This is a genomic window from Pseudomonas sp. WMBT8 (assembly GCF_050916005.1).
Classification (GTDB): Bacteria; Pseudomonadota; Gammaproteobacteria; order Pseudomonadales; family Pseudomonadaceae; genus Aquipseudomonas.
Window position 1 is genome coordinate 3,354,194 of sequence record NZ_CP188096.1, and the last position, 19,973, is coordinate 3,374,166.

Consider the following 19,973-nt stretch of genomic DNA (forward strand, 5'->3'; position numbering starts at 1 on the left):
CGCAGGCCCTCAAAATGCGCCATTCCCACCAACAACAAAAGGAATAAATAACTATTTATTTATTCCATATAAACATATGAGAAACCCTGTAGGAGCCGGCTTGCCGGCGATGGGGCCCGTGAATCATGTGCTGAGTTCAAGGACGCCATCGCCGGCAAGCCGGCTCCTACATGGGTTTGGTCAAAAACCTACTGTTGCCGACACCAGCCATGTGCGCGGCGTAGACAGGGTCAGGCCAGGCGCGCTGTCGCTGGAGGTTGCAGCCGAGGCCCAATAGGTGGTGTCCAGCACGTTCTCCACGGTAGCGCGCAGGGTCACCGGGTTTTCCTTGACCTTGAAGGTATAGCGCGCCCCCAGGTCATAGCGTTCCCAGCCATCGATCTTCTGCTGGTTGGCTGCATCCAGGTACTGCGCGCCGGTGTGGATCGCCCGGGCGGTCAGGGTCAGGCCTTGCAGGCGCGGGATGTCCCATTCGGCCCCCAGGTTGACGTTGGCAATCGGCGAGCCGGTGCCGCGCTTGCCGTCAGTCAGGCCCTGGGCGGTCTTGGTCTGCTCGCTGTCGAGCAGCATCACCCCGCCGAGCAGGCGCACGCCTGCCAGGGGCTCGCCAAACACGTTCAATTCCACACCCTGGTTGCGCAACTCGCCGTTGGGTTTGAAGAAGCCCTGGCTGTCGATGCCATAGGCCGGCTGCTTGATCTGGAACACACTGGCGGTCAGGCCAAAGCTGCCCATGTCGTACTTGGCGCCGACTTCCACCTGCTTGCTCTTGGTCGGCGGGAAGATCGCGTTTTCATTGCGCACCCCACTCGAAGGCGCGGTCTCGCCCTGGCTCAAGCCCTCCATGTAGTTGGTGTACAGGGACAACTGGTCGGTGACTTTCACCACCAGGCCCAGGGCCGGCGAGGTCGCCTGTTCGTCGTACTCCGGCTGATCCTTGATGCCGTTGCTCCAGGAGGTGACCTGGACCTTTTGCAGGCGCGCGCCGAGGGTCAGCAGCACGCGCTCATCGAACAACGCCAGGGTGTCGGCCAGGGCCAGGCTGGTGAAGCGGTTTTCGGTGTGGGTGCTGGTGTCCCAGCGCACAGCCTGGCCTGGGTGGGGCAAGACCACCGGGTGGTAGAGATTGCTCTTGCCGGGGGTGTAGCGCTCGCCGGCATTGTCGAAATCCATGTTGAACTGATTGAGGCTGACATTGAGGGTGTGCCCCACCGGGCCGGTGTCGAACCAACTGCGCGCACCGACAGTGACGGTCTTGACGTCTTCGTCGCGGCGGAAACTGCGCGGCACTACGGTGAAGTCGCCATTGCTCTGGGTCGCCTGCACGCCATGGCGCAGGAAGTCGTAGTTGCCTTTGCGTGCGCCGGCAGCGGCGTAGACCATCAGTGAATCACTGACATCGAACTCGCCACGCACCGCGCCAAAAGTGTCCTTGGTATGGGAATAGGTCCAGGACTGGGCGAAGTTGTCGCGGATATCGCGGGCCTTGGGCATCACGCTACCCTTGGCGATCTCCACGCGTTCCTGGGGTGCATCGGCGGTGCGTTCCTGGCGCCCGAGGTCGAGGGACAGGCGCACCCGCTCCTTGCGATAGTCGAGGCCGATCACCGTCATTTCGCGGTCAACCTCCTGATGGTCCCACTCGGTATCGCCGGCTTGCTTCACGCCATTGAAGCGCACGCCAAACTGCTGCTCATCGCCAAACCGCCGGCCGATATCCACCGCGCCACCGAACTGCCCGGCCGAGGCATAACTGCCGGTGAACTCGGTGAGCGGTGTGTCGGCGGCGCGCTTGGGCTCGATATTGATCCCGCCGCCGATACTGCCCCGGGGCGCAATGCCACCGAGCAAGGCACCGGGGCCCTTGAGGATATCGACGCGTTCGACCATTTCCATGTCGATGGCGTAGGTCGGCAGCACGCCGTACAGGCCGCCGTAGGACACATCACTGTTGAACAAGCTGAAACCGCGCACCGAGAACTGCTCGAAACGCCCACCCGCCGGGTTGGTGATGCGCACCGAAGGGTCACTGGCAACCATCTCGCCGAGGGTGCGCGCCTGCAGGTTTTTCACGGCCTTGGCGGTATAGGAGGTGAGGTTGAACGGCGTATCCATAAAATCGCCGTCGCCGAGCATGCCCTGCGCACCTTTGCGCGTGACCTGGTCACCGGCGTAGGTTTGGGCGACGGGTGTGTTCGCCAGCCCAAGAATCGAGGTGGCTGGCAACTGATAGGCATCGCCCTGGGGGGCGGGGATCAGGGTGTAGGCACGCTCCCCCACTGCCTGCAATTGCAGGCCTGAGCCTTGCAGCAGCCGGGCAAAACCTTCCTCGACGGCAAACTCACCAGAGATCCCGGCGCTTTGGCGGCCACTGACCAGGGCCGGGTCCACCGACAGATTGACCCCGGCCAACCCGGCAAAGCGGGTCAAGGCACTGCCCAGGCTGCCGCCGGGCACTTGGTAACTGCGCCGGGCCGCGTCCTCGGCCCAGCTCACAGGAATGAACAACGGGCTGGCACTCAGGCTCAGCACCAGACTCAGGCGCAACAACGATGGCGGGACGACGGGCATTAAAAGGCTCTCTGTTTTCGTTCACTTGCCTTGGATGACAGGCGAGACGAAAAAAAGGGACACGGTCTTACCCTGTGGGAGCGAGCTTGCCCGCGATGGCTGAGTGTCAGTCGATACATGGGGTGACTGATGCACCGCGATCGCGGGCAAGCCCGCTCCCACATTGGGGGCTGGTCAAACCGGAGTTTTGCGCGATGCCAGCGTGACCCAATAGCGGGTGCGGAACTGCACGTGTAGCCCGTGGGTGGTGGCCAGCAGGCTGAGGATGCGGTCGGTGTCGTCCAGGCGGAAGCTGCCGGTCACGCGCAGGGTTTCCAGGCGCGGGTCCCAACGCAGCACGCCCGGGCGATAGCGATCCAGCTCGCGCAGGAAATCGCCCAGCCCTTGGTTCTGCGCGGTCAGCACCCCATCGCGCCAGCCCAGTTGCAGCACGTCGAACGGCAGCGGCGCGCCCAACCCCGACGGTTGTAAGCGTATTTGTTGCGCGCTGTGCAGCCAGGTACTACGCCCCGATCCATCTTGCACTTGCACCTGGCCCTTGAGCACCGACACCAGGCACGCGTCCGCCAGTTGGCGCACGCAAACCTCGGCCTGGCTGGCGATGACCTGGCCATAGCGGGTGTGTACGGTCAGCGCCGACGGGCCAGGCACATTCAGCGCCATCTCGCCATCGACCAGGGTCAGGCGTCGCCGAGGAAGGTCCACATCCACCGCGCTGGCGGTGTTCAGTTGCAGGGCGCTGCCATCGGCCAACGGCACGCGTTTGCGCTCGCCGGTGGCGGTATGCAGGTCGGCACGCCACACGTCGATGGGCAACTGGCGACTGAGCAACCAGGCCGCCGGCACCAGTGCCGCCACGCCCAGGGCGCGCTTGAGCACCGCGCGCCGGCCAGGTTGCGGGCGGTCGAGGCTGGCCATGGCCAGGGAGGATGGCAACTCGGCAAACCGCTGGCGCAGCAACTGCGCCTTTTGCCAGGCTTGTTCGTGCTGGGGGTGACTGTCGCGCCATTGCTGCAAACCGTCATGGTCACGCTCGCCGGCCGTGCCGGATTCCAGCAACGCCAACCACTGCGCGGCTGCCCGCGCTACATCCGGTGCGGTGCGGCTCACAGTTCCACCAGTAGGCAATGTTCGTAGGCCTGGGCCATATAACGCTTGACCGTACGTTCCGAAACCTTGAGACGCTCGGCAATCTCCCGATAGCCCAGGCCTTCGAGCTGGCTCCAGAGGAACGCCCGGCGCACCGGGGCCGCCAGGCCGTCGAGCAGTTCGTCCAGGGCGTGCAGGGTTTCCAGCAGCAACCAACGCTGCTCCGGCGAGGGAGCGCAGTCTTCGGGCAAGCGTGCCAGGGCATTCAAGTACGCCTGCTCCAGGCTGCGGCGCTGATGAAAATTGACCAGGAGGCGCTTGCCCACTGTCACCAGATAGGCCCGTGGTTCCTGCAATTGCGCCACCGGCTGGGCGCTGGCCAGTACCCTCAGGAACGTATCCTGACTCAGGTCGGCAGCATCCCAGGCATTGCCCAGGCGCCGGCGCAGCCAGCTTTCCAGCCAGCTGCGGTGGTCGCGGTACAAGGTGCTCAGGCTGGGTTCGGCGGTGATCGTTGGCGATACAGCATCATTCATGGCAAGCGAACCCTGGGCGGCGCGAGTGAGTCTCAAATGAGATTCATTCTATTTAATATCCCTGGCGCATACCATGTTCTTTTTCCCGGATAGACGGGCGGAGGCGGTTAATCAAGCGCCCTGGCCTTGTAACGCAGCAAATCTATAAACAACCCCAACTCACGGCTCACCGGTTCACCCTTGCGCAGCAAGATGCCAAATGGCGCAAGCGTCACCTCCAGCTCCACCGGTAACTGCACCACCAGGCCCATCTTCAGGTAATCGCGCAGTGCGCTTTCGGAAAGCACCATGATCGCGTCGGTCAGTTGGATCAGTTGCTGCATGGAATACACCGAGCTGCATTCAATGATGTCCGCCGGCAGCGGCAGGGCCAGGTGCTGCAACGCTTCGTCAAAACCGATGCGTGCCGGGCTGCTTTCCGGTTGCAGGATCCACGGCCAGTCGCTGACCAACTCGGCCAACGGCAGGCTCGCACGCTGCGCCAGCGGGTGCCCGGCGTGCACCACCACCAGCAAGCGCTCGTTGCCCAGCGGCTCGAAGCTGTAGTGTTCGCTGTCGGTGGCGGCGTTGCGCCGGGCGATGGCCAGGTCGATGCGCCCCTGTTCCAGTAACTGGATCACCTGGTCGCTGGTGTCGCCCATGATGCGGATGCGCAGTTGCGGGTTGAGGGATTTGATCTGCGCAATCGAGTCCATCACCAGGTCCGGCGCGGCGCCCATGATGGTGCCGATTGCCAGGTAGCCATAACCGCCCTGCTGGCGCGCCATCAGGTCTTCGGCGCAGCGGTCGAGGCCACTGAGGGCCGATTCGGCAAAGCGGATCAACTCCTTGCCCAGCGCCGTCGGGCGCATGCCACGGGGCAGGCGCTCGAACAGGTCACAGGCAAACATGTCCTCGATCTCGCGCAGCATGCGGGTGGCAGCCGGCTGCGACATGTTCAGGGCCTGGGAGGCACGGTGCAGGTTCTGGCTGGAGCTCAAGGCCACCAGCATATGCAGATGCTTGTAGCGCAGGCGGTTGAACAGGCTGCGGGAAATCAGCGGACTACTCATTTTTTTCCTTGTTATCGATACCCTGAGGTTATCGCTTGTAAGCGAGATTCGATTTGTAGCGCATTGCTCGGCCGCCGTACAGTCCGGCCCATAAGAACAAAGCCTTACAAAAGGATTTCCAGATGACCACCCTGCCCGCGTCCCTGCTCGCCAAGATTTCCTGGCGGCTCCTGCCCTTCTTGCTGCTGATGTACATCATGGCCTTCCTCGACCGCGCCAACGTCGGGTTCGCCAAACAAGCCTTCCAGGCCGACACCGGTCTGAGCGACGCCGCCTTCGCCTTTGGCGCCGGGGTGTTTTTTGTTGGCTACGCGTTGCTCGAAGTACCGAGCAACCTGATCCTGCATCGCGTCGGCGCCCGCCTGTGGATGTGCCGGATCATGGTCAGTTGGGGCCTGGTCTCGGCGGCCATGGTGTTTGCCCATAACGAAACCAGCTTCTACATCCTGCGCTTCCTGCTGGGCGTGGCCGAAGCCGGGTTTTTCCCCGGCGTGATCCTCTACCTCACCTATTGGTTTCCCCAGGCCGCGCGTGGCAAGGCCATGGGCTTCTTCTATTTTGGCGCGCCCCTGGCCTTTATTTTTGGCAGCCCGCTGTCTGGCCTGCTCCTGGAAATGGACGGCTTCGGCGGCCTGCACGGCTGGCAGTGGCTGTTCGCCGTGGAAGGCCTGATGGCTTCGGCGGTGGGCATCTGGGCCTATTGGTACCTGGACAATCGCCCCGCCGACGCCAAGTGGCTGAGCCTTGAAGAGCGCCGCCAGATCCAGGACCTGCTGGATGCAGAAGACCAGCACAAAGGCTCCCATGGCCGCAGCCTGCTCGGCGTGCTGTGCCAGCCGTCGGTGCTGTACCTGTGCCTGATCTACCTGCTGATCCAGGCCAGTGTCTACGGCGTGGTGTTTTACCTGCCAACCCAGGTCAGTGGCCTGCTCGGCACCAAGGTCGGCCTGATGGTCGGGTTGGTCTCGGCGATTCCCTGGGTCTGCGCGCTGTTCGCCGCGTGGTGGATCCCCGGTTATTCGGACCGCAGCGGCGAGCGCCGGCGTACCGCGTCCCTGACCCTGGTGATGGCCGCCGCCGGCATCGCCTGCTCGGTCACCTTCGCCAACCCGTTGCTGGGCATGCTCGCCCTGTGCTTTGCCGCCAGCGGATTCATCGCGGTGCAGCCGGTGTTCTGGACCTTCCCCTCCAGCTACCTGGCCGGTAGCGCGGCGGCGGCGGGCATTGCCCTGATCAACTCCTTTGGCGCACTGGGCGGGTTTATCGCGCCGGTCCTGAAAAACTGGGCGGAAACCGCCTTCCACTCCCCGGCAGCCGGCCTGTACCTACTGTCTGCCACCACGGTACTGGCTGCATTGCTGGTGCTGGGTATCCACTCCCCCGGCCACACAGCGTCGAACACGCCGGCCACTGTTTAACTCCAGGAGTCACACCATGGGCAACATCACCATCAAACACGTGCGCGCCTTTGTCTTGCGTGGCGGCGGCGCGGATTACCACGACCAGGCCGACGGCCACTGGATCGACGACCACATCGCCACACCCATGAGCAAATACCCCGAGTACCGCCAGAGCCGCCGCAGTTTCGGCATCAACGTGCTCGGCACGTTGGTCGTGGAAGTAGAAGCCAGCGACGGCACTGTCGGGTTTGCCGTGACCACCGGCGGCGAGCCTGCGGCCTATATCGTCGAGAAACACCTGGCGCGCTTCCTTGAGGGCGCGCGGGTGACCGATATCGAGAAAGTCTGGGACCAGATGTACCAGTCCACCCTGTACTACGGGCGCAAGGGCCTGGTGATCAACACCATCTCCGGGGTCGACCTGGCGCTGTGGGACCTGCTCGGCAAGATCCGCCAGGAACCGGTGCATCAATTGCTCGGCGGCGCGGTGCGCGATGAATTGCAGTTCTACGCCACCGGCGCGCGCCCGGACCTGGCGCAGAAGATGGGCTTTATCGGCGGCAAGATGCCCCTGCACCACGGCCCGGCCGAAGGTGAGGAAGGCCTGCGCAAGAACCTCGAAGAGCTGGCGAGCATGCGTGAACGGGTCGGCCCGGACTTCTGGCTGATGCTCGACTGCTGGATGAGCCTGGACCTGAACTACGCCACCAAACTGGCGATTGGCGCCCACGAATACGGCCTGAAATGGATTGAAGAGGCCCTGTCCCCCGACGATTACTGGGGCTATGCGGCCCTGCGCAATAACGTGCCCAAGGGCATGCTGGTCACCACCGGCGAACACGAAGCGACCCGCTGGGGCTTTCGCATGCTCCTGGAAATGGGCTGCTGCGACATTATCCAGCCGGATGTGGGCTGGTGCGGCGGCCTGACCGAATTGGTGAAAATCTCCGCCCTGGCCGATGCGCACAACGCCATGGTGGTGCCGCACGGTTCCTCGGTCTACAGCTACCACTTCGTCGCCACCCGCCAGAACAGCCCGTTTGCCGAATTTTTGATGATGGCGCCCAAGGCCGATGAAGTGGTGCCGATGTTCCACCCGCAACTGCTCGGCGAACCGGTCCCGGTCAATGGCCGCATGCGTTTGTCGGTGCTCGACAAGCCAGGCTTCGGCGTAGACCTGAACCCTGATTGCCAACTGCATCGTCCATATAACCGCTAAGGAGCCTCGCCATGCACATGCCTCATAACGCGTTCAAGGCCGGCCTGCGCCAGGACGCCAGCCAATACGGGATCTGGGCCGGTTTCGCCAGCGGCTACGGCGCGGAAATCCTCGCCAGTACCGGGTACGACTGGATGCTGATCGACGGCGAGCACGCGCCCAATACCGTACCCAGTGTGCTCAGCCAATTGCAGGCGGTGGCGCCCTACAACACCGCGCCCGTGGTGCGTGCGGTCAGCGGCGATGCCAACCTGATCAAGCAACTGCTGGATATCGGCGCGCAGACCCTGATGATCCCCATGGTCGAAACCGCCGAGCAGGCCCAGGCCCTGGTGCGCGCCATGCGTTATCCGCCCCACGGTATACGTGGCGTGGGCGGCGGCCTGACCCGCGCCACGCGCTGGGATGGCGTCGAGAACTACCTCACCACCGCCCACCAGGAGCTGTGCCTGATCGTGCAGGTGGAGTCGCGCCTGGGCGTGGAAAACGTCGAGGCGATTGCCGCAGTCGAAGGGGTGGATGCGGTCTTTATCGGCCCCGCCGACCTGTCCATCGGCCTCGGCCATGCGGGCAACCCTGGCCACCCCGAAGTGCAGGAACGCATCCAGCACGCGGTCAACGCCACCCTGGCGGCGGGCAAGGCCTGCGGCATCCTCGCGCCCAATGAAGAAGACGCGCGCCGCTACCAGGCGTGGGGCTGTCGCTTCATTGCGGTGGCGATCGATATCAGCCTGCTGCGCCAGAGCGCCCTGAGCACCCTTGCCCGCTACCGCCCTGCCGCCGACGCGAAAGCGCCGTCGCGCACATACTGAGGAGCCTGCCATGTCATCCGTTCCGGTCTACCAGAACTTCATCAACGGCCGCTTTACTCCAAGCAGCGCCCACATCGACGTGCTCAACCCCGCCACCGGCGCGCTGCTGTCCAAAGTGCCGGCCGCCACTGCCGAGGATGTCGACCAGGCCCTGGCCGCCGCCCGCGCCGCGCAACAGGACTGGGCGCGCAAACCGGCCATCGAACGCGCCGGGCACTTGCGGCGCATCGCCGCCAAGCTGCGGGAAAACGTCGCCCACCTGGCCCGCACCATCACTCTGGAACAGGGCAAGATCAGCAGCCTGGCTGAGGTTGAAGTCAACTTCACCGCCGACTACCTCGACTACATGGCCGAATGGGCGCGCCGCATCGAAGGCGAGATCATCACCAGCGACCGGCCCAACGAAAACATCTTCCTGTTCCGCAAGCCCCTGGGCGTGGTAGCGGGGATCCTGCCGTGGAACTTCCCGTTCTTCCTCATCGCCCGCAAGATGGCCCCGGCGCTGTTGACCGGCAATACCATCGTGATCAAGCCCAGCGAAGAAACGCCGAACAACTGCTTTGAATTCGCCCGGCTGGTGGCCGAGACCGACCTGCCGGCGGGGGTGTTCAACGTGGTGTGTGGCGACGGCCAGGTCGGCGGCGCCCTCACCACCCACAAGGGCGTGGACATGATCAGCTTTACCGGCAGCGTCGCCACCGGCTCGCGGATCATGACCGCCGCAGCACCCAACATCACCAAGCTCAACCTGGAGCTGGGTGGCAAGGCGCCGGCGATTGTCCTGGCCGATGCCGACCTGGAACTGGCGGTCAAGGCCATCCGTGATTCGCGGATCATCAACAGCGGCCAGGTATGCAACTGCGCCGAACGGGTGTACGTGCAGCGCAGCGTCGCCGACCAGTTTATCGAGCGCATCAGCGCGGCGATGGCCGCCACCCGCTACGGCGACCCACTGGCCCAGGCCGATGTGGAGATGGGCCCGCTGATCAACCGCCAGGGCCTGGACAACGTCAACCGCAAGGTGCGCACCGCCCTCGCCCAGGGCGCAAGCCTGGTCACGGGCGGACAGATTGCCGACCTCGGCGCAGGCTTTCACTTCCAGCCCACGGTATTGGCCGGTGGCCGCGCCGACATGGATATCATGCGCGAAGAAATCTTCGGTCCGGTGCTGCCCGTCCAAATCATCGACGACCTCGACGAAGCCATCGCCCTGGCCAACGACTGCGACTATGGCCTGACCTCCTCGATCTACACCCGTGACCTGGGCAAGGCCATGCATGCGGTGCGCGAGTTGGCCTTTGGCGAAACCTACGTCAACCGCGAGAACTTCGAGGCGATGCAGGGCTTCCATGCCGGCGTGCGCAAATCCGGGATCGGCGGCGCCGATGGCAAGCACGGCCTGTACGAATACACCCATACCCATGTGGTGTACCTGCAGAGCTGAGGTGGGGCAACGGGCGCCGACACGCGAGTGCCGGCCCCAACAACCACCCCTTCCAACAAGGATTACGCAATGAGCATTGCCAACCTCTACAACGGCCCGATCATCGACAGCCACCTGCACCTGTTCGACCCACGCCGCCCCCAGGGCATCCCGTGGCCCGAGCCGGGCAACCGTTTGTACGCCGCGCATCTGCCCGAGGATTACTGGGCATTGGCCGCCGAACACCAGGTGATCGGCGCAATCGCCGTGGAAGCCAGCCCGTGGCGCGACGACAACCATTGGTTGCTGCAAACCCTGCGCAGTGACCCTCGGATGCTTGGCTTTGTCGGCAACCTCGACCCACTGCACCCACAATTTGCCGGCGACCTTGCCGCGCTCGCCTACGAGCCGCTGTTCCTGGGCCTGCGCTACGGCAACCTGTGGCAGCGTGATTTGCTGGTGGACCAAACCCGTCCAGGGTTCATCGACGGCCTGCGCCAGCTCGCCGATTGCGGGCGGTGCCTGGACAGCGCCAACCCTGAGCCACGATTGATCAAGGGCCTGCTGCACCTGAGCGATGCCCTGCCGCAGCTGCGCATCATTGTCGATCACCTGCCCAATGCCCAGGTCCCTGCGGGCCAGGAAGCGGCCTACCACGCCGACCTGCTGCACTTGGCCGAACGGCCCAATGTGTTCGCCAAACTGGCAGAAATCCCCCAGCACGGGCCCAACGGCTTGATCGTCGACACCGCGTTCTACAACGACCGCCTGGCCGTGCTGTGGGACGCGTTTGGCGAAGACCGCTGCTTCTTCGGCAGCGACTGGCCCAACAGCGACCACCTGGCCGATTTCGCCACCACCCTGGGCCTGGTCAAACGCTGCATGGCTGATCAGCCCCAGGCCGTGCAGGAAAAATTCTTCCTGCACAACGCCGTGCGTATCTACAGCCCGACACTGCCACCTGGAGGCCTCTGATGCCGACCCGTGCCTTTCGCATGAACCTCAACCCCGGCATGGCTGCCGAGTACCGCCGGCGCCATGAGCAGATCTGGCCGGAACTGGCCCAGGCCCTGCGCGATGCCGGCGTGCTGGACTACCGGATCTTCCTCGACGCGTCCACCAACGCGCTGTTCGCCGTATTGACCCATACCGATGAGCACGGCCTGGACGCCCTGCCCGGTACCGCGCTGATGCAACGCTGGTGGCAATACATGCAAGACATCATGCCCAGCCACGCGGATAACGCACCGGTCAGCGTGGATCTTGAACCGATGTTCAGCCTTACGCCCGACTGAGCCATTGGCTCCTCATCACAACAATAAAAAGGATTCGAACACGTGGAAATCATTCTCCTCGGTGTGATTCTGCATTTGATCGGTGGCTTTGCCTCCGGCAGTTTCTACATCCCCTACAAAAAAGTTGGTGGCTGGGCCTGGGAAAGCTACTGGATCACCGGCGGCCTGGTGTCGTGGCTGATCGTGCCGCTGATTGCCGCGCAATTGACCGTACCCAGCTGGGTCGAAATCCTGCGCAACGCCGACACCAGCACCCTGCTCTGGACCTATATGTTCGGCGTGCTGTGGGGCATCGGCGGGCTGACGTTCGGCCTGACCATGCGCTACCTGGGGCTGTCTTTGGGCATGTCGCTGATCATGGGCCTGACCTCGGCCCTCGGCGCCCTGATGCCCGCCTTGTACCGCGACCTGTTCACCCACGAGACAGAGGGCACCCTGACCTCGATGCTTGCCTCACAAGGCGGGCATTGGGTGCTGTGGGGCGTGGCCGTGTCGCTGATCGGCATCGCGGTGTGCGGCAAGGCCGGGCTGATCAAGGAACGGGAAGTGTCCCAGGCGGTAAAGTTCGCCAGCGTCAGCGAGTTCGCCCTGGGCAAGGGCATGCTGGTGGCGGTGATTTCCGGGGTGTTGAGCGCCTGCTTCAGCTACGGTATTTCCGCCGGGCGCCCACTGGCCGCCGCCGCCGTGGAACATGGCGCCAACAGCCTGTTCCAGAACAACGTGACGTTCATGGTGATCATGTGGGGTGGCCTGACCACCAACGGCATCTGGTGCCTGTGGCTGAACTGGCGCAACCGCACGTTCCACAACTACACCGACCGCAACGCCCCGCTATTGCGCAACTACCTGCTGGTGGCGTGCGCCGGGACCTTGTGGTTCTTGCAATTCTTTTTCTACGGCATGGGCGAAAGCCGCCTGCAGAACGACGCCAGCTCGTGGGTGTTGCACATGTCTTTCATCATCATTGTGTCCAATTGCTGGGGCCTCTACTTTCGCGAATGGCACGGCACCAGCACGGCCAACAAGGGCGTGCTGGTGGCCGGGATCGCGGTGATCCTCGGCGCCATTGCCATGGTTGGCTACGGTAATTACCTCGGCTGAGGCCGCAATGCCTTTTTGTCGGGGCGAGCTTGCTCCTACAACAGCGTTATATTTTTTCCAGGAGATTTCCCATGTTGCTAGCAGACAAAACCGTGATCATCACCGGCGCCTCCCGTGGCATCGGCCGCGCTGCCGCCCGCGAATGTGCACGCCAGGGCGCCCGTGTGGTGATCGGCCATAGCGCCAGCACGCAAGGCACCCAGGCCGCGCTGTCGTTGATCGAGGAGATCCGCGCGTTCGGTGGCCAGGCCATTGAAGTAGGCGGTGATGCCGCCGACCCGGACACCGGCGACAAGCTGGTGGCGGGGGCAGTCGAGGCCTTCGGCAGTGTCGATGTGTTCGTCAACAACGCCGGGATCTGCCCGTTCCATTCGTTCCTCGACATGCCGCGCGAGGTCTACCTCAAGACGGTCAATACCAACCTCAACGGCGCCTACTTCGCCGTGCAGGCGGCGGCCAACCAGATGAAGAACCAGGGCCGTGGCGGCGCGATCATTGCCGTCAGTTCCATCAGCGCCCTGGTAGGTGGCGGCATGCAGACCCACTACACCCCGACCAAGGCCGGCCTGCATTCGTTGATGCAATCCTGCGCCATCGCCCTGGGGCCTTATGGCATTCGCTGCAACTCGGTACTGCCGGGCACCATCGCCACCGACATCAACAAGCAAGACCTGGCTGACGCAGAAAAACTCGCCTACATGACCTCCCGCACACCCCTGGGCCGCCTGGGCGAACCGGACGACGTCGCCGGGCCGATCGTGTTCCTGGCCTCGGACATGGCGCGCTACGTAACCGGCGCCTCGTTGCTGGTGGATGGCGGGTTGTTCGTCAACTTGCAGTAACCCCCGACACCGCCCCCACACACCAAAGATCCAATGTGGGAGCGGGCTTGCTCGCAATAGCAGTGTGTCAGTCAGCCGATTCATCACTGAACCACCGCCATCGCGAGCCAGCCCTCTCCCACACTGGAGGTCTGTGTGTACCTGGAATTTGTGTTTTACCCCGGATAACAACAATAAAACCAAGGAGCACTCATGCGCATCAACCTCCCCCTGGCCCTGCTATGCAGCACGGTTTCCACCTGCGCCCTGAGCGCCGGCCTGCTGGACCCTGGCTCCCCGGCCATGCTCGGCGACTGGAACGGCCTGCGCCCGCAGCTCGCCGAACAGGGCTATGACTTCATCCTCAAATACGTCGGCGAAGTGGGCTCCAACCTCGGCGGCGGCTATGACTCCCATATGACTGCGCGCTGGAGCGATCAACTGATCCTCGGCGTAACCATGGACCTGCAAAAACTCTGGGGCTGGCAGGACGCAACCTTGCGCATCGGCATCGGCGAGCGCCATGGCAAGGACATTACCAATGACCGCGTACATCACCCCGACGCCACCGGCCTGACCTCGACCATGGAAGTGTTCGGCGGCGGCAATGCCTGGCGCCTGTCACAGTTCTGGTACGAGCAGAAGTTCTTCGAGCGCAAGCTGGCCGTGAAACTGGGGCGCTTCGGCCATGGCGAGGACTTTGACCAGTTCCCCTGCGAGTTCCAGAACGTGACCCTGTGCGGTTCCCAGGAAGGCAACTGGAATGGCGTGTGGAACAGTTTCCCCATCAGCCAATGGGCGGTGCGTGCCAAATACCAGTTCACCGACGTGTTCGCGGTGCAGGTTGGCGCCTACGACAAAAACCCTGGCAACGCCGAGGCGAGCAATGGCTTCAAGCCGTTCATCAGCGGCTCCCAAGGCACCAGCTTCCCTGTCGAAGCCATCTGGAAGGGGCGCATCGGCGGCCTCAGTTCGGAATACCACGCCGGCTACTACTACGCCAATGCCGACACCCAGGACATGCTCAAGGACGCTGACGGCAACTATGCAGCCAGCAGCCAGAAACCCTACCGGATGTATTCGAGCAATGCCGGCTGGTGGTTGTCGGGCCAACAGCAACTGACCACTGTCGATGGCAACGACAAACGCGGGCTCAACGTGTTTGCCAACCTTGCCATGAACGACCCGGACAAAAGCATGATCAAGAGCCTGGTGCAGGTCGGCCTGATCTACCGAGGCCCCTTCGACGCGCGGCCGCATGACACTTTTGGCGTCGGTGCGTCGAAACTTAAGGTCAGTGAGCGCTATACCGACAACACCCAGGCACTCAACGCACGCACGGGTGTGACGGGCATAGGGGATCTGCCTGAACAGCGGCGCGAATACAGCTACGAGGTCAACTACGGCGTGCAGGCCACCCAATGGCTGATGGTGCGGCCTAACCTGCAATATGTGAAATATCCGGGTGGGGTGACGCAAACCCGTGGAGCGGTGGTGGGTGGGGTGCAGTTTATTGCCGATTTCTGAGGGCTGGGGGAATGCAAAATTGCATCCCTCTTGCAGGAGCGGGTTTACCAGCGATAGCGGTCAGTCAACCAATACCGCCATCGCGGGCAAGCCCGCTCCCACAGGTTCGGCTGCCAGGCGGCCCAACCTCATCACTGCCCCTCAAGCAACGCCGGCTTGCCCAACTCCCCTATCTTCTCCAGCCGCGCCCGCACGATATTGCGGCTGATATTGAGCAAGCGCCCGGTCTGCAATTGGTTGCCATGGCAGTAGCGATACGCTGCACGAAACACGGTTTCTTCAATGTGCTCGTAAAGGTCCGGGATGTTCTGCTCGAACAGTGCATTGAGCGCCGCTTCCAGGTCCACCGGGCCGCTGGGGGCCGGCAGGGCGTGGTTGGCTTCGTCCTGGCGGATGCCGGACGAGCGCATGTCCACCAGGTGCAGGTCCGCAGGCTGCACCCGTTGGTTGCGGCACACCAGCAAGGCGTGGTGGATGGCGTTCTCCAGTTCGCGAATGTTGCCCGGCCAGCTGTGCTCGAGCATTTTGCGCTCGGCTTCCGGGCTCAGGCTTGCGCGGTTGTAGCCCAGGCGCTGGCAATGTTCTTCGAGGAAAAACTCCGCCAGGGGCAGGATGTCGCCGGGGCGTTCGCGCAGTGGCGGCAGGCGGATGGTCGCGACGTGCAGGCGGTAGAACAGATCCTCGCGAAAATGCCCGGCGACCACCGCGTCGGCCAGGTTGACGTTGGTGGCGGCCACCAGGCGCACATTGATCGGGATCGGCGTGCGCGAGCCCAGGCGCACCACTTCGCGCTCCTGCAACACCCGCAGTAACTTGACCTGCATGTTCAACGGCAAATCGCCAATTTCATCGAGGAACAACGTGCCGCCGTTGGCCGCTTCGAACCAGCCGGCCTTATGGGTGGTGGCGCCGGTGAACGCACCTTTTTCATGGCCGAACAACTCGCTCTCCACCAGGGTTTCGGCAAAGGCCCCGCAGTTCACCGCCACAAACGGTTCGCGGCCACGCCGGCTCAGGTTATGGATGTGCCGCGCCACCAGTTCCTTGCCGGTGCCCGTTTCGCCAATGATCAAGGTATTGGCCTCGCTGGGCGCCAGGCGCTCGATCCGCGCCAGCAATTCCTGGGAGCGCGGGTCCTTGAACACCAGCACGGTGGCACGCACCGACTTGGTCAATTCGCGGGCATTGGGATGAGTGATCAACGACATGGTGCATTCCTGGCAGTAAAAGCGCGTGCTCAATAGTGCATGAAGTTTTCTAGACCATTTAATTATTAATTCGTATTTATATATTCCCACATCGCATATACCAACACTGCACGCCACGGCTGCTGCTGGAGCAGCAACCGGCCAGCAGTTGCCTGTCTATCCATCAACAACCGGGCGTGCGCCAGCGCCCCGCGGTAAACGCTAAAGGCCACGGTTGTTGGGGCTCTGAGGGCATTCGAGCGACGCTGGCATGCAATCTGCTCTCTCCCTGCCAACACCCTCCCCTGGAGGAGCCGGCTTGCCGGCAATGGCGTGCGGTTAAACGCTGCAAGGCTCAACGGCCTCATCGCCAGCAAGCCGGGCTTCTACCAGGGCAGGTCTTCAAATTGGCAGGGGAATCTCGATGAATAAATGGATCGCCGCATTGTTCGCTGTGCTGGTCAGTACGCTCGCGCTGGCGCAGCCGCCAGCCTCGGTAAAAATCGCCATCGTCGCCTACACCCAGGGCGGCAAGCCGGTATTCGGTGGGATCGCCGGGCGGGTGATCGAGGATGGCTGGCTGGAAACGCAACTGCGCGAGCGCGGGGTCAAGCTGCAATGGATCGCCCTGCCCCACGCCGGCGCCGGCCCGCAGATCAACGAAGGCTTCAGCAACAACACCCTGGACTTCGCCGTGCGCGGTGACCTGCCCTCGGTGATCGCCGGAGCCGGTGGCGTGCCGGGCAAGTTGATCGTGCCCGGCGGCAGCGGCAATAACATCTACCTGGTGGTGCCCGCAGGCTCCAGCGCCAACAGCATCGAAGACCTCAAGGGCAAGCGCCTGGCCCTGCACCGTGGCCGCCCCTGGGAGTTTGCCTTCAGTAACTTCCTGGCGAGCAAGGGCCTCAAGCTCGACGACTTCAAGATTGCCAACCTCAACCCGCAAGTCGGCGCGGCGGCGGTGTCGGCCGGCAAGGTCGATGCAGCGGTGCTGTTGAGCGAGGCCTATGCCCTGGAAGACAAAGGCGTGGGCAAGATCATCTGGTCGACCAAGCAAGGCAGCAACGACTGGCGGCTGATCTCCGACCTGTGGGGCACCGACGCCTTTGTGCAGCAGCACCCGGATATCACCCAATTGCTCGCCACGGCCTGGGTCAAGGCTGCCTGGTGGATTTCCCAGACGCAGAACCAGGACGCCTATTACCAATTGTCTTCGCGCGCCGGCACCGCTGAAAGCGTGCTGCGCCGTGACGACCAGGACGACCCGGTGGCCTGGCAAGAACGCTGGGCGCCGAAAAGCGACGCGCAGCTCAAGGCCCACTACCAGGCGCTGACGGCCTACGCCCTGGCCAACCACCTGATCCGCGACCACTACGACATCAGCCCGTCCCTGGCCACCGGCTTTACCCGCCAGGCCCTGATCGACCTGCAACTCACCGACTACTGGCCTGCCCTGCGTGGCCAGGTCAGCACCCAACCTTGATAGGGAAATTACCGATGAATCTGCCCCGCTCCTTCGCCTTCGGCCTCAGCATCCTGGCACTGTCCATGAGCGCCCTGGCGGCCGACGTGCACGCGCCCAAGCCCGACCCACTGCAAGGCGATGGCCGTGTCTCGGCGTTCTACACCTGGGAAAAAGTCATCCCGGCCACCCCCGGCAAACTGCTGCGCAGCGAACCCCTGGAAAAAACCCTGAGCCTGCCCAATGCCGCCAGTGCCCAGCGCATTCTCTATACCTCCACCGATGGCATCGACAACAAAACCCCGGTGGTGGTCTCCGGCACCCTGTTCCTGCCCAAGGGCAAGGCTCCGGCCGGCGGTTGGCCGGTGGCCAGTTGGGGGCATGGCACGGTCGGGGTCGCTGATGTATGCGCGCCGTCGTGGCAGGGCCGTTCGTACCGTGACGTGCAGTACCTCAGCCGCTGGCTGGATGAAGGGTTTGCCGTGGTCGCCACCGATTATCAGGGCCTGGGCGTCCCCGGCGGGCATCCGTTGCTGAACAATCGCATGGCCGCCTACGGCATTCTCGATGCGGCCAAGGCCGTGGTGGCGGGTGTGCCTGGGCTGGCGAACAAGGTGCTGATTGTCGGCCAGTCCCAGGGCGGCGCCGGCGCGTTTGCCTCGGCCGCATATGCCGCCACCTATGCGCCCGACCTTGGGGTCAAGGGCAGCATCGGCACCGGGGTGATCTACACCGTCGGCGCGAAAAACGTGGGTGAACAGGACCCCAACAAGGTCGACGCGTCCCTGGCCTACGGCTTCTATACCTTGCTCGCGGCCCAGCAATATGACCCGAGCATCGACCCCCGGGACTTCTATACCGACAAGGCCCTGCCGCTGTTCGAGCAGGCGCGCACCAGTTGCCTCGCGGCTCTGGTCAGCGACGTCGAAGGCATCGGCCTGACCCCGGCCAACGCGAAGAAGGACTACCAGGGCAAGCAGCTCGCTCCGTGGCTGGCGCAAGTGTCGTACCCCACCCTGAAAACCGCACAGCCGGTATTTATCGGCACCGGCGCCGAGGACAAGACCCCGGCGGCGTCCACCCAAGTGGCACTGATGCAGGACGCGTGCAAAGCCGGCTCCATCGTCGAGGGCCACCTGTACAAGGGTCTGGGCCATAGCCCGACGGTCAATGCCTCGCTGAAGGACTCCGTGCCTTTCGCCCACAAGGTCATCAACGACCAACCGATCACGCCGATCTGCAATCCCAGCGTGCAATAAGCCGGAGGTTTTCATGAGCATCGAATTCTTCACCCGCCTGCCACTGCACGGCGAGACCCAGTTTTTGCCCGGCGACCCGCGCAACCGTGGCGACTGGCATCGGGGCGGCGCCAGTACCGGCGCGGTGTCCGGCTTCAGCGTCGGCGATCACTTCACTTATATCGACTACCTCGGGCAAATCGCCAAGGCCGCCGAAATCAATGGCTTTGGCGGCGCGCTGATGGTCAACGCGCCCACCGGCGAAGAACCGTGGACCGTGTGCTCGCTGCTGGCCCGGGAAACCCGCACCCTGCAGTTTGTCACGGCGTTCCAGCCCTACCACTACACCCCGTGGGTCGCGGTGCAACAGGCTGCCACCTACCAGCGCGCCACCGGCAACCGCCTGGTGTGGAACATCATCAACGGCGGTTCGGACGCCATCCAGCGCCAGGTCGGCGATTTCAGCGACCACGACGAACGCTATGAGCGCGCCACCGAGTTTATGGATGTGGTCAAGGGCTATTGGCACAACGAGACCTTCCACTACGACGGCAAGTTCTACAAGGCCGATGGTGGCGGGCTGCGCGGGCCGTTGAAGAAGGCCGAGCTGCCGCTGATCTGCACCGCCGGCTCGTCCATTGCCGCCCGCGAGTTTGCCGCCAAGCATGCCGATTTCTACCTGATGCGCGCCGAGCATCCCGATGAAATCGCGGCATTGATCGCAGACTTGCGCGAGCGCGCCTTGAGGTGGGGGCGCACGGATATCCGCTTTGGCCTATCGATTGACGTCATCACCCGCGAAACCGAGGAACTGGCGCGCACCGAAGCCAAGCGTTTCTTCGACGAGGGCATCGCCCGTGGCGCGGTCAAGGCCGTGGCCGCCCACGCGGGCCTGCGCACCGCGCGCAAGTTGAGCTACGAGCAAGGCTTTGCCGAGAAAAACGAAACCCAGGGCTTCGAGGACTTTTTTATCCATCCCAATGTGTGGACTGGCTTCGGCTACATCGGCATCCCGCCTGGCTGCGCGCTGGTGGGCAGCTACGAGAACGTGGTGGCGCGGATCCGTGAGTACAACGCCATTGGCATCGACCTGTTCTTCCTTGCCGGCTACCCGCACCTGGAAGAGGCCTATCGCCTGGGCGAGCACATCCTGCCGCACTTTCGCAATGAACGCGCCGAACTAAGCCGCGCCCCGGAACCCGTGCGCGCGCTGCACTCGGCCAATGGCGGAGCCTGACAC

At 63.5% G+C, this 19,973-nt stretch carries 17 protein-coding genes; 12 read left to right on the forward strand and 5 right to left on the reverse strand.

The features are described 5' to 3' along the window. Positions 1 to 180: 180 nt before the first annotated feature. The 4 genes from ACO77H_RS15450 to ACO77H_RS15465 all read right to left on the reverse strand — a co-directional run bounded on the left by ACO77H_RS15450 (position 181) and on the right by ACO77H_RS15465 (position 5,248). Positions 181 to 2,571 carry a TonB-dependent receptor gene (locus ACO77H_RS15450; RefSeq protein WP_170041288.1) on the reverse strand — a complete coding sequence of 797 codons (2,391 nt, stop codon included), beginning with the start codon at positions 2,569 to 2,571 and terminating at the stop codon, positions 181 to 183. 174 nt (positions 2,572 to 2,745) lie between these two features. Further along, positions 2,746 to 3,681 (reverse strand): FecR domain-containing protein, encoded by a 936-nt coding sequence (locus ACO77H_RS15455; protein ID WP_169953183.1) that lies wholly within the window; start codon positions 3,679 to 3,681, stop codon positions 2,746 to 2,748. Next, positions 3,678 to 4,196, reverse strand: a complete 519-nt coding sequence (locus ACO77H_RS15460; protein ID WP_169953181.1) for a sigma-70 family RNA polymerase sigma factor — start codon at positions 4,194 to 4,196, stop codon at positions 3,678 to 3,680. Before ACO77H_RS15460 ends, ACO77H_RS15455 begins: the two co-directional genes overlap by 4 nt. 107 nt (positions 4,197 to 4,303) lie before the next feature. Continuing rightward, positions 4,304 to 5,248, reverse strand: coding sequence for a LysR family transcriptional regulator (locus tag ACO77H_RS15465; protein ID WP_169953178.1), 945 nt, complete (start codon positions 5,246 to 5,248; stop codon positions 4,304 to 4,306). Between the two features lie 122 nt (positions 5,249 to 5,370). Here ACO77H_RS15465 and ACO77H_RS15470 point away from each other — a divergent pair, with 122 nt between their 5' ends. From ACO77H_RS15470 to ACO77H_RS15510, 9 genes are all read left to right on the forward strand, one after another. After that, positions 5,371 to 6,666 carry an MFS transporter gene (locus tag ACO77H_RS15470; protein WP_170041287.1) on the forward strand — a complete coding sequence of 432 codons (1,296 nt, stop codon included), beginning with the start codon at positions 5,371 to 5,373 and terminating at the stop codon, positions 6,664 to 6,666. 16 nt (positions 6,667 to 6,682) lie between these two features. Then, complete coding sequence (rhmD, locus tag ACO77H_RS15475) at positions 6,683 to 7,867, forward strand: L-rhamnonate dehydratase (protein ID WP_432754215.1); 1,185 nt, start codon at positions 6,683 to 6,685, stop codon at positions 7,865 to 7,867. An 11-nt stretch (positions 7,868 to 7,878) separates the two neighbouring features. Then, complete coding sequence (locus ACO77H_RS15480; RefSeq protein WP_170041286.1) at positions 7,879 to 8,679, forward strand: HpcH/HpaI aldolase family protein; 801 nt, start codon at positions 7,879 to 7,881, stop codon at positions 8,677 to 8,679. Positions 8,680 to 8,689: 10 nt separating this feature from the next. Further along, complete coding sequence (aldA, locus tag ACO77H_RS15485) at positions 8,690 to 10,123, forward strand: aldehyde dehydrogenase (protein WP_172311559.1); 1,434 nt, start codon at positions 8,690 to 8,692, stop codon at positions 10,121 to 10,123. A gap of 69 nt (positions 10,124 to 10,192) precedes the next feature. After that, entirely contained in the window at positions 10,193 to 11,077 is an 885-nt protein-coding gene (locus tag ACO77H_RS15490; protein WP_432754216.1) for an amidohydrolase family protein, read from the forward strand. Beyond that, positions 11,077 to 11,397: an L-rhamnose mutarotase gene (rhaM, locus tag ACO77H_RS15495; protein ID WP_170041283.1), complete on the forward strand. Its 321-nt coding sequence runs from the start codon at positions 11,077 to 11,079 to the stop codon at positions 11,395 to 11,397. The genes ACO77H_RS15490 and rhaM overlap by 1 nt, the downstream gene beginning before the upstream one ends. Before the next feature lie 42 nt (positions 11,398 to 11,439). Next, positions 11,440 to 12,498: an L-rhamnose/proton symporter RhaT gene (gene rhaT / locus ACO77H_RS15500; protein WP_170041282.1), complete on the forward strand. Its 1,059-nt coding sequence runs from the start codon at positions 11,440 to 11,442 to the stop codon at positions 12,496 to 12,498. Positions 12,499 to 12,569: 71 nt separating this feature from the next. Further along, on the forward strand, positions 12,570 to 13,340 hold the full coding sequence (locus ACO77H_RS15505; protein ID WP_169953168.1) for an SDR family NAD(P)-dependent oxidoreductase: 771 nt from the start codon (positions 12,570 to 12,572) through the stop codon (positions 13,338 to 13,340). Positions 13,341 to 13,532: 192 nt separating this feature from the next. Next, positions 13,533 to 14,846: a carbohydrate porin gene (locus ACO77H_RS15510; protein ID WP_432754217.1), complete on the forward strand. Its 1,314-nt coding sequence runs from the start codon at positions 13,533 to 13,535 to the stop codon at positions 14,844 to 14,846. A 131-nt stretch (positions 14,847 to 14,977) separates the two neighbouring features. Here ACO77H_RS15510 and ACO77H_RS15515 read toward each other — a convergent pair whose 3' ends face one another. Further along, on the reverse strand, positions 14,978 to 16,054 hold the full coding sequence (locus ACO77H_RS15515) for a sigma-54 interaction domain-containing protein (RefSeq protein WP_169953164.1): 1,077 nt from the start codon (positions 16,052 to 16,054) through the stop codon (positions 14,978 to 14,980). A gap of 403 nt (positions 16,055 to 16,457) precedes the next feature. On the opposite strand from ACO77H_RS15515, the gene ACO77H_RS15520 reads away from it, so the two are divergent. The 3 genes from ACO77H_RS15520 to ACO77H_RS15530 are packed head-to-tail and all read left to right on the forward strand — an operon-like array spanning position 16,458 to position 19,970. After that, complete coding sequence (locus ACO77H_RS15520; protein WP_169953162.1) at positions 16,458 to 17,516, forward strand: ABC transporter substrate-binding protein; 1,059 nt, start codon at positions 16,458 to 16,460, stop codon at positions 17,514 to 17,516. A gap of 14 nt (positions 17,517 to 17,530) precedes the next feature. Next, entirely contained in the window at positions 17,531 to 18,754 is a 1,224-nt protein-coding gene (locus tag ACO77H_RS15525) for an alpha/beta hydrolase (protein ID WP_170041278.1), read from the forward strand. A 13-nt stretch (positions 18,755 to 18,767) separates the two neighbouring features. Continuing rightward, positions 18,768 to 19,970 (forward strand): LLM class flavin-dependent oxidoreductase, encoded by a 1,203-nt coding sequence (locus ACO77H_RS15530; protein ID WP_169953158.1) that lies wholly within the window; start codon positions 18,768 to 18,770, stop codon positions 19,968 to 19,970. The last annotated feature ends 3 nt before the right edge of the window (positions 19,971 to 19,973 follow it).

What these genes read in the sequence shown, in the direction of transcription:
- ACO77H_RS15450 (WP_170041288.1), bottom strand. Translation starts at nt 2,571, where the DNA reads ATGCCCGTCGTCCCGCCATCGTTGTTGCGCCTGAGTCTGGTGCTGAGC.
- ACO77H_RS15460 (WP_169953181.1), bottom strand. Translation starts at nt 4,196, where the DNA reads ATGAATGATGCTGTATCGCCAACGATCACCGCCGAACCCAGCCTGAGC.
- ACO77H_RS15465 (WP_169953178.1), bottom strand. Translation starts at nt 5,248, where the DNA reads ATGAGTAGTCCGCTGATTTCCCGCAGCCTGTTCAACCGCCTGCGCTAC.
- ACO77H_RS15470 (WP_170041287.1), top strand. Translation starts at nt 5,371, where the DNA reads ATGACCACCCTGCCCGCGTCCCTGCTCGCCAAGATTTCCTGGCGGCTC.
- rhmD (WP_432754215.1), top strand. Translation starts at nt 6,683, where the DNA reads ATGGGCAACATCACCATCAAACACGTGCGCGCCTTTGTCTTGCGTGGC.
- ACO77H_RS15480 (WP_170041286.1), top strand. Translation starts at nt 7,879, where the DNA reads ATGCACATGCCTCATAACGCGTTCAAGGCCGGCCTGCGCCAGGACGCC.
- aldA (WP_172311559.1), top strand. Translation starts at nt 8,690, where the DNA reads ATGTCATCCGTTCCGGTCTACCAGAACTTCATCAACGGCCGCTTTACT.
- ACO77H_RS15490 (WP_432754216.1), top strand. Translation starts at nt 10,193, where the DNA reads ATGAGCATTGCCAACCTCTACAACGGCCCGATCATCGACAGCCACCTG.
- rhaM (WP_170041283.1), top strand. Translation starts at nt 11,077, where the DNA reads ATGCCGACCCGTGCCTTTCGCATGAACCTCAACCCCGGCATGGCTGCC.
- ACO77H_RS15505 (WP_169953168.1), top strand. Translation starts at nt 12,570, where the DNA reads ATGTTGCTAGCAGACAAAACCGTGATCATCACCGGCGCCTCCCGTGGC.
- ACO77H_RS15510 (WP_432754217.1), top strand. Translation starts at nt 13,533, where the DNA reads ATGCGCATCAACCTCCCCCTGGCCCTGCTATGCAGCACGGTTTCCACC.
- ACO77H_RS15515 (WP_169953164.1), bottom strand. Translation starts at nt 16,054, where the DNA reads ATGTCGTTGATCACTCATCCCAATGCCCGCGAATTGACCAAGTCGGTG.
- ACO77H_RS15520 (WP_169953162.1), top strand. Translation starts at nt 16,458, where the DNA reads ATGAATAAATGGATCGCCGCATTGTTCGCTGTGCTGGTCAGTACGCTC.
- ACO77H_RS15525 (WP_170041278.1), top strand. Translation starts at nt 17,531, where the DNA reads ATGAATCTGCCCCGCTCCTTCGCCTTCGGCCTCAGCATCCTGGCACTG.
- ACO77H_RS15530 (WP_169953158.1), top strand. Translation starts at nt 18,768, where the DNA reads ATGAGCATCGAATTCTTCACCCGCCTGCCACTGCACGGCGAGACCCAG.